Source organism: Aeromicrobium changchenzhani, from assembly GCF_057586615.1.
Map to the genome: position 1 here is coordinate 3551907 of NZ_CM172480.1, position 12020 is coordinate 3563926.

12 protein-coding genes and 1 pseudogene are annotated in these 12020 nt (G+C 60.1%); 5 read left to right on the top strand and 8 right to left on the bottom strand.

The annotated features are described in order from the left end of the window. Positions 1-27 precede the first annotated feature (27 nt). The 5 genes from AC2YB9_RS17825 (at position 28) to trxA (ending at position 6763) form a co-directional block, all read left to right on the top strand. Complete coding sequence (locus AC2YB9_RS17825; protein ID WP_487266708.1) at positions 28-2073, top strand: DUF6049 family protein; 2046 nt, start codon at positions 28-30, stop codon at positions 2071-2073. Continuing rightward, complete coding sequence (murJ, locus tag AC2YB9_RS17830; protein ID WP_487266709.1) at positions 2070-3719, top strand: murein biosynthesis integral membrane protein MurJ; 1650 nt, start codon at positions 2070-2072, stop codon at positions 3717-3719. The genes AC2YB9_RS17825 and murJ overlap by 4 nt, the downstream gene beginning before the upstream one ends. 50 nt (positions 3720-3769) lie before the next feature. Then, positions 3770-5341: a protein kinase family protein gene (locus AC2YB9_RS17835; protein ID WP_487266710.1), complete on the top strand. Its 1572-nt coding sequence runs from the start codon at positions 3770-3772 to the stop codon at positions 5339-5341. 75 nt (positions 5342-5416) lie between these two features. Then, positions 5417-6379 (top strand): thioredoxin-disulfide reductase, encoded by a 963-nt coding sequence (gene trxB, locus AC2YB9_RS17840; protein WP_487266711.1) that lies wholly within the window; start codon positions 5417-5419, stop codon positions 6377-6379. Between the two features lie 60 nt (positions 6380-6439). Then, on the top strand, positions 6440-6763 hold the full coding sequence (trxA, locus tag AC2YB9_RS17845) for a thioredoxin (RefSeq protein ID WP_487266712.1): 324 nt from the start codon (positions 6440-6442) through the stop codon (positions 6761-6763). An 83-nt stretch (positions 6764-6846) separates the two neighbouring features. Here the strand turns inward: trxA and AC2YB9_RS17850 are convergent, their stop codons facing one another. The 8 genes and pseudogenes from AC2YB9_RS17850 to rpmH all read right to left on the bottom strand — a co-directional run bounded on the left by AC2YB9_RS17850 (position 6847) and on the right by rpmH (position 11771). Further along, complete coding sequence (locus AC2YB9_RS17850) at positions 6847-7746, bottom strand: ParB/RepB/Spo0J family partition protein (RefSeq protein ID WP_487266713.1); 900 nt, start codon at positions 7744-7746, stop codon at positions 6847-6849. Beyond that, positions 7743-8711 (bottom strand): ParA family protein, encoded by a 969-nt coding sequence (locus AC2YB9_RS17855; protein ID WP_487266714.1) that lies wholly within the window; start codon positions 8709-8711, stop codon positions 7743-7745. The genes AC2YB9_RS17850 and AC2YB9_RS17855 overlap by 4 nt, the downstream gene beginning before the upstream one ends. A gap of 103 nt (positions 8712-8814) precedes the next feature. Then, positions 8815-9396: a 16S rRNA (guanine(527)-N(7))-methyltransferase RsmG gene (gene rsmG / locus AC2YB9_RS17860; RefSeq protein WP_487266715.1), complete on the bottom strand. Its 582-nt coding sequence runs from the start codon at positions 9394-9396 to the stop codon at positions 8815-8817. Positions 9397-9446: 50 nt separating this feature from the next. Continuing rightward, positions 9447-9917, bottom strand: coding sequence for a Jag family protein (locus tag AC2YB9_RS17865; protein WP_487266716.1), 471 nt, complete (start codon positions 9915-9917; stop codon positions 9447-9449). 206 nt (positions 9918-10123) lie between these two features. Next, positions 10124-11050 (bottom strand): annotated as a pseudogene (gene yidC, locus AC2YB9_RS17870) (membrane protein insertase YidC); the annotation flags it as partial. Continuing rightward, the gene (yidD, locus tag AC2YB9_RS17875; RefSeq protein ID WP_487266717.1) at positions 11050-11295 is read right to left on the bottom strand and encodes a membrane protein insertion efficiency factor YidD; all 246 of its coding nucleotides are present in this window, start codon (positions 11293-11295) and stop codon (positions 11050-11052) included. The pseudogene yidC and the gene yidD, both read right to left, overlap by 1 nt. Beyond that, positions 11295-11630 carry a ribonuclease P protein component gene (gene rnpA / locus AC2YB9_RS17880; RefSeq protein WP_487266718.1) on the bottom strand — a complete coding sequence of 112 codons (336 nt, stop codon included), beginning with the start codon at positions 11628-11630 and terminating at the stop codon, positions 11295-11297. Before rnpA ends, yidD begins: the two co-directional genes overlap by 1 nt. A gap of 3 nt (positions 11631-11633) precedes the next feature. Then, on the bottom strand, positions 11634-11771 hold the full coding sequence (gene rpmH / locus AC2YB9_RS17885; RefSeq protein WP_487266719.1) for a 50S ribosomal protein L34: 138 nt from the start codon (positions 11769-11771) through the stop codon (positions 11634-11636). Between the last annotated feature and the right edge of the window lie 249 nt (positions 11772-12020).

Sequence of the window (12020 nt, forward strand, 5' to 3'; positions counted from 1 at the left end):
TGTGCGCAGCACCCCTAGGATTGACGCGTGAGCACACACCGACGTCAACTGCGCCTGGTGATCGTAGCGATCGCACTTGCCCTCAGCTGCCTGATCTGGCCGCCGGCGTTCGCAGCCTCGGCCAAACCTGATCTGGCGGTTCGGATCAACTCGCTGAGCCCACTCCAACTGAGCGACAAATCGGACATCACGATGACCGGCACGGTCACGAACCGCAATTCGTACGTGTGGAAGAACACGCAGGCCTATCTCGTCATCTCCCAAGCTCCCTACACCTCACGCAGCCAACTTGACGACGCGATCAGCAACTCCCTGGCATACACCGGGCAGCGGATCGTCGAGTTGAAGTCGATCGCGATCATGGGCGACATCGCGCCCGGCGCCAGCGTCCCGTTCACCATCAAGGTACGCAGCAGCCAGCTCGCGCTGAATGGCAGCGACGGCGTCTACCCGGTTGGGGTCCAGATTCTCGGCACTGATCCAACGGGGCAGCGGTCGAACGACGCGATCGCGCGGGCAACCACATTCCTACCGAAGATGACGAAGCGCTCCTCAGCCAAAGTTGCAACGTCGATCGGTTGGCCATTCATCATGCCGGCGCGGCGCGCGGCCGATCGGACCCTGATCGATCCCAAGGCATTGATGAGTTCGGTGAGCCCGGGCGGACAACTCAGCAATCTGCTGGGACTCGCCGAATCAATCGGAGCAGCCCATTCGACCGCGATCATCGATCCCGCGCTTCTCGTCGGTGTCGACGACCTCGCCCATAATCGGAACCTGTCGAAGAAGGCTCGACTGAACGAGGCCCAGGTCGCCAACGCAAAATCATTCTTGGCCCGACTGTTGCGTCTTGCTCGCACAGGGAGCAGTTGGGTGCTCGGATATGACCGTCCTGACGCCCTGGCACTTCAACAAAATGATGACCTGTCCGCCGGACTCAAGAAGGCGGTCGAGCGATCAACGCGGGCGACCCTCGACAACTACCAGATCATTGGCCGTCACGTGACGTGGCCGACTCGGCACGGTGTCACCAACAAGCTGCTCGGGTATGTGCGTGGACCTGGCGATGACCCGGTCATTGTCGATTCTGACGACGTCGAAGGATGGAGCAATCGCAATGGGTCATTGGTTCAGTACTCGACGCCAGACGGCCCGATGCCGATTCTCGTCGATGATGCTCTGACCGACGGTGTCCCCGGTGTCACCTCGACCATCGCACTACGTCAGCGTCTCGTCAGCGGCGCGGCATTGGCCATCATGGCTCAGGGGATCGATCCCGAATCGCGGGCCAACACAATCGCGGTGCTACCCCCAAACTGGAACCCCGGACTTGATTGGGCCGGCGGCCAGCTCGGCGATGCGTTCACAAATCCATGGGTCAAGGGCATCAACTTCGATGAATTGCTGACCCAGCCGATCGGCACCCTTCCAGGATCACTGCCCTCAACCGCGTCAGCGTCTCCGGTCAATCGCAATCAGTTGACCGCAGCAACCGAGATCACGAGCCAATCAGCGCTGTTGCGTTCCCTGTATTCAGGCGACGATCAAACCTCGCGCGATTTCGATCAGGATGTCGCCGAAGCAGTAAGTCTGCAGTGGCGGTCACATCGCAAGGAGGGTTTGGCAATCACCCGTAAGACCGCAGCGCGCGCGGTCAAAGAGTTGTCGAAGATACGAATCGAAGGCCCAAAGTCGGTGACGCTTTCGGGCTCGAACGGCAAGTTCCCCCTGACCATCAGCAATGACACCAAACACGCCATCAAGGTGGCGGTCCGGATGGACTCGTCCAACCCGGCATTGACGATTCCTGACCTCAAGACGACGTTGATCGAGTCTGGCGAGAGCCACACAGTCAACGTCAAGGTCGACGTACGTGATCAGGGCTCGACCTCGATCGCTGCTCAACTCCTCACGCCGAGCGGCAAGACCGTCGGTACGCCGGTTGTGTTCAACGTGAGGTCGAGCGCCGTTGGCACCGTCCTGTGGGTCGCGATCGGCGCCGCCGGCTTGTTCGTGGTGGTCGCGATGCTGCGCCGGTTCACCCGTCGGCATCCAAATGGATTCCGCACATGAGCGGCCAGCACGACATCGCCGCGGCCAGCAAATGGATGGCACTCGGGACCGTCTTTTCACGGATCACCGGATTCTTGCGGGCATTCCTGATTGTTTCGGCGATCGGCCAGAAGGTCAACGGCGACATCTTCGACACGTCCAACTCGATCCCGAATGCGCTCTACATCCTGGTGGCGGGCGGGATCTTCAATGTGGTCCTCGTGCCACAACTCGTCCGTGCCATGAAGAACGACAAGGACGGCGGCGACGCCTACGCCAACCGCGTCATGACATTGGGGCTGCTGGTCCTGTCGATCGCGACCGTTGTCCTGATTTTGTTTATCCCCATCCTCGTGCGCGGCCTTTTCGGGGCATCGTTCTTCACGCCGGAAAACGCCGACCTGAAGGCGTCGGCCTTCTTGCTCATGGCGCTATGTATGCCACAGGTGTTCTTCTACGGCGCCTTCGTGCTCGTGGGGCAGATCCTGAATGCGCGCGGCCGTTTTGGACCGATGATGTGGGCGCCGATCGCGAACAACATCGTGTCCTGCGGTGTCGTCGTGATCTACATCGTGATCTTCGGCGCCTCACGCGAGAGCGGCGGTTTCAGCACCAATGAGTCACTGTTGTTGGGTCTAGGCTCAACCCTTGGGATAGCGCTGCAGGCAGTGATTCTGATGCCCTATCTGAAACAGACCGGCTTCACGTTCCGTCCGCGCTTCGACTTTCGCAACGTCGGACTCGGGCATACCCTCCGACTCGGGATGTGGACGCTGTTCTTCATCGTGGTCAACCAAATCGCGTTCTTCACGATCACCCGAATCGGCAACGCCGCAAACATCAAGGCGGCGGCGGACGGGACTGGCGGTGGTGGCTCCTCGGCCTACAACTTCGGCTTCCTTATTAGCCAGGTTCCGCACGGCATCATCACGGTGTCGCTAGCCACTGCCATGATGCCGACCTTGTCGGCGCTTGCCGCTGACAATCGTCTCGGCCGGGTCCGACTCGAGTTGGGCCGCACCCTTCGCCTGTCACTCATCGTTGTGACTCCGCTGGCAATCGCCGTGGCCTGTCTCGGTCAGGAGTTGGCGCTGGTGGCCACATCATTCGGCGCAAACAAGGGGCACACGGCAATCCTCGGCCATACGATTCAAGCTTTCGCCCCAGCGATGGTGTTCTTCACGATTCAGTATGTGATGTTGCGCGGCTTCTATTCGATTGAGAACACCAAGACGCCGTTCTTCATCCAAACGATCATCGCTGCGACCAACATCGCTGCGGCGTTTGGGTTCACCGCGCTGGTCGGCCCCAATGCGGTATCCACGATGCTTGCCTTGGCGTTCGGCGCGGCTTATCTGGTGGGTTCAGTGTTCTCAGTGAGCCTTCTGTCCCGCCGGATCGGGACCGTCTTCGACGCCGAGATGTGGCGATTTGCACTGCGAATGATGCTTGCCTGTAGCATCACGGCAGCAGTTATGCTTGGCTTCGCAGTCGGCAGCGATAGTCTACTTATCGACAAATCGACTTATGCTGGTTCCTTGCTCATCGTCCTGGTCGGCGGCGGGCTCGGCGCGCTGGCGTTCATCGGCTCGGCTAAGGCCATGCGAATCAATGAGCTCACCTATTTGGTCAGTGCGCTCCTGCGCCGACGCGCCGCACCGCAATAAGCCGTGCGCGTGGCTACGATGGAACGACGGTCTTACGTTGGAGGGCTTTGATGGGCGACAGGCGGCTCTTGGCCTCCGGTAACATCCTTGCCGACCGCTACGAACTTCAGGATCTCGTCTCGGAGAAGCTCGGCTCCAGCATGTGGCGAGCCCACGACAGAGTCCTCAACCGCAATGTCGGGCTGGAAATCCTAGCCAGTGCCGATCCGCGCGCTGAACGCTTTCTTGACGCGGCCCGCCAATCCACAATCGTGACCGATCCGCGCTTCCTGCGGGTCCTCGACGTAATCGAGAACGAAAAAGGTCACAACCTGATCATTCGGGAGTGGGCCAAGGCCTTTCCGCTCGATCAACTACTCCTGCAGTCACCACTTCCCAACCGGCGCGCCGCAACCGTGGTGGCTGAGGTGGCCGAAGCGCTCGCGCACGCACATGAGATGGGCATCTTCCATCGCCGACTCACACCGCATCAAGTCGTATTGAAACAGTCCGGCGCCGTACGAGTGGTCGGGCTCGGTGTGGCGTCCGCGCTCTCACCGGGCGGCGCTCGGGAGTCGATCCAAGATCTGCAAGCGTACGAGCGCGCCGACGTCGAGGCGCTCGGGAAACTCTTGTACGCCTGCCTGACGAGTCGCTGGCCCGGCGCCCATACCGATGGCCTACGCGCCGCCCCGACCGAGCACGGTCGGCTGCTGCGCCCGCGTCAAGTGCGCGCCGGAGTGTCTCGGGACGCCGACACGGTCTGTGATCGGATCCTGGGCAATCCGCCGCGCAATCATCACGTCCCGCTCCGCACCGCTCAGGAAGTCGGCGCCGCGCTCCGACTGGCCGGCGACGATGAAAGTTTCTTGCTTGACGATCAGCCCAGCCTCGCTAGCCTGTCATCCCCCGACCTGCTCAGACTTGACCCAGTGATCGTGCCCGCCGGCCCACCGCCGGGGATCAATCCGCCCCGCCGCAGGCCCAAGGCATACGAGCCAGCGCCGCCGACGATTTTCGAACGCAACATCGAACGTGCCAGGAGTGCAACCCGCGGCGATCGTGGCTTTATTGTCGGCGGCATCATCGGCGCGCTCGTCCTTCTCACCATTATCGGTTTCATGGTCGGTCGAACAACGAATGCGAGTCCCGATCCGATCAAGCAGTCCTCGCCGTTACGCATGCTGCCGATTCGTTCGGCGCACGACTTCGATCCACAAAGTCAGGACAAGGCCGAGAACCCCGCCGAGGTGAAGTTCGCGATTGACGGGGATCGGTCGACTGGTTGGCGTTCGTCCCAGTATTTCGGCAACGCTCGTCTTGGCGGGCTCAAGGACGGCGTTGGTCTGAGCCTGGATCTGGGCGGACCGCGTGAGGTGGAAACCTTACGGATACATCTGACGGGGACCGGAACGAGTCTTGCGGTTTATGCGTCGGCACCGGAGACCGACAAGGCGCCGACATCACTTACTGGGCTGCGTCGGATCGCGGTTCTATCCGACGCTGGCGAAGATTCGACGATCACGTTGCAGTCGGGGGTGCTCACGCGCCATCTGGTGATTTGGCTGACAAAACTGCCGCAAATCTCTGACAGTACGTTCCGCGGCGAGATCAATGATGTCACCATCCGCGGCAAATCGTGAGCGCCGACGACCATCGGGAAATACCTGCCGCCTAGGATTTGTTGAACTAGATCCACGATGAAAGAGATCAGCTATATGAGTAACGACGTCCGCAATGTCATCATCATTGGTTCCGGCCCCTCGGGTTATACCGCCGCGGTCTATGCCGCACGGGCTAATCTCAACCCGCTGGTGTTCGAAGGATCGGTGACTGCCGGTGGTGCGTTGATGAACACCACCGATGTCGAGAACTTCCCGGGCTTCCCTGACGGTGTCATGGGTCCGGATCTGATGGACAAACTGCGCGCCCAGGCCGAACGATTCGGTGCCGAAATGATTGCCGACGATGTGACTGCCGTCGACCTCACCGGCTCAATCAAAACCGTGACCCTCGGCGACGGCAGCAGCTATTCCGCGCATGCGGTGATCTTGGCGATGGGGTCCGGTTATCGCAAGCTCGAGATTGATGGCGAGGACCGCCTGTCCGGTCACGGCGTCAGTTGGTGTGCGACGTGTGACGGCTTCTTCTTCCGCGGCCAAAACATCGCCGTCATCGGCGGCGGCGATTCCGCGGTCGAGGAAGCGACCTTCCTCACCCGGTTCGCCGACAAGGTCACCTTGGTTCATCGGCGTGACGAGTTGCGCGCCAGCAAGATCATGCAGGATCGTGCACTGGCCAACGACAAGATCGAGTTCGCCTGGAACTCCGAGGTCGCGGAACTCCATGGTGAGAGCAAGTTGGCGGGCATCACCCTCCGGGACACCGTCAACGGCGAGCTTCGCCGTATCGACGCGACCGGACTGTTCATTGCGATCGGTCACGACCCGCGGTCCGAACTCCTCAAGGGTCAGGTCGATCTGGATGACGAGGGCTATGTGCTCGTGCAGTCCGGATCAACCGCGACCAATATTCCGGGCGTATTTGCCAGCGGCGACCTCGTCGACCACACCTACCGCCAAGCCGTGACTGCAGCTGGCACCGGTTGTGCGGCATCCCTCGACGCTGAGCGTTACCTGTCCGATCTCGAACATGCGGTCGCGGCCGTCGCCACACACTGATTTGGAATCAAATTCACCACCCGGTTGTTGACTCAAACACAGACCTCAAGGAGCAAAAAAATGGGAAACATTGCAGCAGTAACAGACGCTGACTTCGCCGCGAAGGTGCTCGGTGCCAAAGGGCCCGTGCTCGTCGACTTCTGGGCGAGCTGGTGTGGTCCGTGCCGCCAGCTGGCACCGATTCTCGAGGAGATCGCGCTTGAGAAGGGCGAGAAGCTCACGATCCTCAAGATGGATGCCGACGCCAATCCGGTGACTCCCGCGCAGTATCGCGTTACCGGCCTACCGACGCTGAACCTGTATGTCGGCGGCGAGGTCGTCAAGTCGATCGTCGGTGCCAAGCCAAAGGCGGCCATCTTGGCTGATCTGGCTGATCACGCCTGAACAACCTCTTCAAAAGAAATAAGTCGACAAGTTAACTTGTCGACTTATTTTTTATGTTCCGAGTAGCTGCTGGTCAGCGGGCCTCAGCTGTTCGCTGACCCTTTCGGGTCCATCAATTCGATGATGCGCTCAAGGTCTTCAAGGGTTGCGAATTCAACTGTGATCTTGCCCTTGGAGCGGCCGAGGTCGACCTTCGCTCGGGTCTCAAAGCGCTCCGACAGGCGGGCCGCCAGATCGGCGAGTCGGGGAGCCGACAGCGACTGCGAGGTCCGTCGCCCGCTGGTCGAGGTCTTCGATGGTCCAACGGTCACGATCTCTTCGAGGGCGCGTACGGAGAGTCCCTCGGCGATGACCCGAGTTGCCAGTCGCTCCTGGATCTCCGAATTGGACACCGAAACAAGGGCACGGGCATGGCCGGCCGACAGCACGCCAGCAGCAACCCTGCGCTGGACCGCCGGCGTCAGTTTGAGCAACCGCAGCGTATTGCTGATCTGCGGGCGTGAACGTCCAATACGTTCGGCGAGCTCCTCATGCGTACAGCCGAAGTCCTCGAGCAACGCCTGATAGGCGGCCGCCTCTTCGAGCGGGTTGAGCTGTGACCGATGCAAATTCTCTAGCAGCGCGTCGCGGAGGAGATCCCCGTCATCGGTATCGCGGACGATCGCGCCAATTGAGGCCAGCCCGGCCTTTTGATGAGCCCGCCAGCGGCGTTCGCCCATGATGAGTTCAAACTTCTGCCGACCGACCTCGCGCACGACGATCGGCTGCAATAGCCCAACCTCTTTGATCGAGTGGACCAATTCGGCCATCTCGTCCTCATCAAAAGCTTGGCGCGGTTGGCGTGAATTCGGCACGATCTGTTCAATCGGAAGATCGGCATAACGCGCACCAGTGATCTCTTTGAGACCGGACTTTCGCGCCTCGGCCGGCGTCGAGGGAATGAGTGCCTCTAGTCCGCGTCCCAATCCACGTCGTCCGCTCATGCCTGTGATTCCTTCGTCGTCGTAACTACTGCTTCGGCGATTTCACGCGCCGCTTCGAGATAGGAGAGCGCGCCTGATGACGCGCGGTCATACGTGATGACCGTTTGCCGATAACTGGGTGCCTCGGAGATGCGTACGGAGCGCGGGATCGCGGTCCTGAGCACCTGTTCGGAGAAGTGCTCGCGCACGTCATCGGCGACGGCAGACGATAATTTCGTACGCGCATCGAACATCGTTAATAAAATCGTGGTGATCGACAGCGCTGGATTGAGATGTGCTTTGATGAGCTCGATTGAGCGGATTAGCTGGCCGAGACCTTCCAGTGCGTAGTACTCGCACTGAATCGGAATAAGCACCTCGCGCCCGGCGACCATGGCATTGATGGTCAGCAGCCCGAGTGAGGGCGGACAGTCAATCAACACGTAATCGAGTGGTCGGCCAGTGTCGGCGCGCAACTGGATATACGCCTGCAGCGCCCGATCGAGTCGGGTCTCACGGGCGACAAGCGACACGAGTTCGATCTCTGCACCGGCAAGGTCAATCGAGGCCGGCAGCACAGACAAACCAGGGATTTCAGGACTTGGGCGGACCAATTCTTCCAGCGGAGCGCCTTCGACAATCGCCTCGTACACGCCCGGGGTGCCTTCGGTGTGGTCAATGTCGAGCGCGGTCGAGGCATTGCCCTGCGGATCAAGATCTACGACCAAGACTTCAAGGCCACCCAGAGCCAAAGCGGCCGCAAGGTTTACCGTCGTGGTGGTCTTGCCGACACCACCCTTCTGATTCGCGACCACGAAGACACGCGTGTGATCGGGCCGAGTGAACTCTGCAGCATCACGAACACGCTGGCTGAGATTCACATGTTCGCGTGCTTCCTTGGCCAGAGGTGTTTCGTCATCGCCGCCATAGCCGAGGTTTCGGGTTTCGCTGTAAGCAGCCGCCGGCGTCGCTCCGAAGTCACTCAATCGTCAATCCCGTCATCGGTTTCACGTGAAACGTCACCCTGCCAACCCACGGGCTCCGGTGAAGGAATTGGGGCAATGGGCCAGCCAAGACCTGGAACGACGCTCATTTCGTGACCTCCACAACAGTTGTGGGGACATCGAGATCCCCATACGTGTTGACCACGATAGTGCGTGCTCCGAGTCGATGAAGTGTCTTTGCTGCAGCGTCGACTTCCTGGGGTGCCGTCTGACCCTTCAAGGCCAAGAGCACACCGCCAGTCTGCACGAGCGGAAGACACCAGCTGGCAAGTTTCTCAAGGGCAGCCACTGCGCGGGCCGTGACGACGTCATACTGCTCATCGACATCTTCGGCGCGGCTGCGCATGACGTACAGGTTATCTAGTTGGAGTTCATCTTTGACCTCGTTGAGGAACACCGTCCGCCGCAACAGAGGCTCGATTAAGGTGATGTTCAGATCGGGACGAGCAATAGCCCAGACAATCCCTGGCAGGCCTGCGCCGCTACCAACATCGGCCACCGAGGCGCCTTGGGGGATTCGCGGGGTAACAACAACCGAGTTCATGATGTGCCGGTCCCACAGCCGCGGCACCTCGCGCGGTCCAATCAAACCACGTTCGACGCCCGCCGTTGCCAGCAGTTCAACATAGCGACGAATACTGGGAAGTGATTCAGGAAACGCTTCCACTGCGCCACTTGGTGGGGAACTGGGCAGTGCGGGCGTTTCACGTGAAACAGTCACGAGGCGGGAAGTACCACAACGTAGCGGCGGGGCTCCGCGCCCTCAGATTCACTCGTCAGGCCGGCAGCGGCGATCGCATCATGAACGACCTTGCGCTCAAATGGAGACATGGGTGCAAGCTTGACCGGCTCACCGTCATCGTTGACCTTCGCGATGGCCGTTCCGGCATGCTCGACGAGCTCGGCACGGCGACCAGCGCGATAGCCAGCAACGTCGAGCATCAGACGGCTACGCTCACCGGTCTCGCGATAAACGGCCAGCCGGGTGAGTTCCTGCAACGCATCGAGAATCTCGCCGCTACGACCAACCAGGTCCTGCAACTCACCGCCGACAATTGACACCGCCGCACGATCGCCGTCGACATCCATGTCGATATCCCCATCGATATCGGCAATATCTAGGAGTCCCTCCAGGAAATCTGCCGCAATATCGCCTTCGCGTTCAAGCTTGTCTGCATCCGCGCTCACTTGGAGCCGCCTTTCTTGGAAGGGTTCGAGCCGGGTTTACCTTTGCCCCGATTGCGCTGTACTTGATTGCGCTGTACCGAATTATCCGGTGCTGGATGCTTTTCGGCCGGATTCGTTGGTGTTGGCTTCTTTGGTGCTGGCTTCTTTTGTGCTGGTTTGTCAGCCGAATTGTCCGACGGGGCCTTCTTCGGCGCATTTCCCGGACTCTTCTTCCGCTGGCTGCGCGGCTGATTCTTGGGCTGCTGACGAACCGGGGCCTTCGGCGCTTCTTCATCCGCGACCTGTGTGGTCGGCTCGACCGCAACGGTCTTTCCGTTCTTAAGATCGCGCTCCTGCTTAGCCTTGAAGGCCGGTGTGCCGGGCGCTGGGTTGCTTCGGATCACGTAGAACTGCTGGCCCATCGTCCAGAAGTTCGACGTCGTCCAATAGAACAAGACGCCCAGCGGGAATGCCACACCGCCGACGGCGAAGACTACCGGCAAGACATACAGCAACATCTTCTGCTGTTGTGCATACTGGCCACTCATGGCATCGGCGGGCATGTTCTTGCTCATCAGTTGTCGTTGCGTCAGGAACTGCGTGGCGACCATGATTAGCACGAGCGCCATCGTGATGATTTTCGTCTCGATCGCGTTGCTCCTGATGAACGTATCGGCGATCTGAGCACCAAGCAGGGAGGCTTCCTTCAGAGAAGTGGCCATAGGAGTCGTTAAGAAGCCCTTTGCATCGCCCTTTGCCGCGTGGTCAATCGTTCGGAACAGCGCGAAGAAGATCGGCATCTGCAAGATCAGCGGCATGCAGGATGCAAATGGGTTGGTGCCCGTTTCCTTCCAGAGCTTCATCTGCTCCTGCGTCAGGCGCTCACGGTCGTGCGCATACTTCTTCTGTAGTTCCTTGATTTTGGGCTGCAAAAGCTGCATATTGCGGCTGGAATTGATCTGCTTGACGAACAGCGGAATCAGCAATGTACGAATCGTCACCGTTAAGCCAACGATCGCAAGCGCCCAGGTCCAGCCGCTGTCCTCGGGCAGAATCAACGAGACGAGCCAATGCCAACCGATCAGGACGGCGGAGACGGCGTAGTAGAGCGGCGTCATGATTGCCGATCCGATGTCGCCTAGGAAGCCGAACATTATTCTCCTCTAAGTGGCGGAGTGGCAGGGACTGGATCGTATCCGCCCGGACTCCAAGGGTGACAGCGTACGAGACGTCTGGCGGCAAGCCAGCTTCCTCGAATGGCACCGTGAGTTTCCACGGCTTGGAGCGCGTAGGCCGAGCAGGTCGGATGATAGCGACACACTTGGCCATACAGGGGGCTAATGGCAAAACGGTATGCCTTCAGCAGCGAGACTAGGGCCCATTTCACCGGATTGGGCATCAGTGCACACCCGACCGGATCAACGCCTTGTCGAGATCGGTCGCGAGGTTTGAATAGGACCCAGCGGCCGCATGCGGCAAAGCCCTGATCACCAGGCGTGAACCCGGGGGCAATTGCTCCATACGCTCACGCATCAGGTGCCGCAGTCGGCGTTTAACCCGATTGCGTACGACCGCCGGACCCACTGCCTTGCTCACAACGAAACCAACTGAGCTCGCTCCGACCCCGCCGACCACAACATGAGCAACGAGAGTCGGTCGGGCCGCACGCATTCCGCCTCGAATCGTCCGGCGAAAGTCATCGCTGGACCGCATCCGATTCTCGCGCGCGAGCACGATTCAGGCAGAAAGCTTGGCGCGGCCCTTTTGACGGCGCGCTGCGAGGATTGAGCGGCCGGCGCGGGTACGCATACGGAGGCGGAAGCCATGCTTCTTGGCACGACGACGGTTATTCGGCTGGAAAGTGCGCTTGGACACGAGTAGATCCTGTTCTAGAAAATGAGCCAGTCTTTCGACGGCCACCGCTCGCCCGCAAGGCAGTTGCATTTTCCAACTTGGAACATTGCGGACACGCGGCAGAGGTCGGACTACACAACGGTACGGGCACCCCTACCGCCGGTCAAACTGATACACATACGGCAACGGGCCTCACCACGTCCACACGACACGCCGTCGAGCGACCAATGCTGTGCAATTGTACTTGTAGCGAGGACCTTTTGCCTGCTA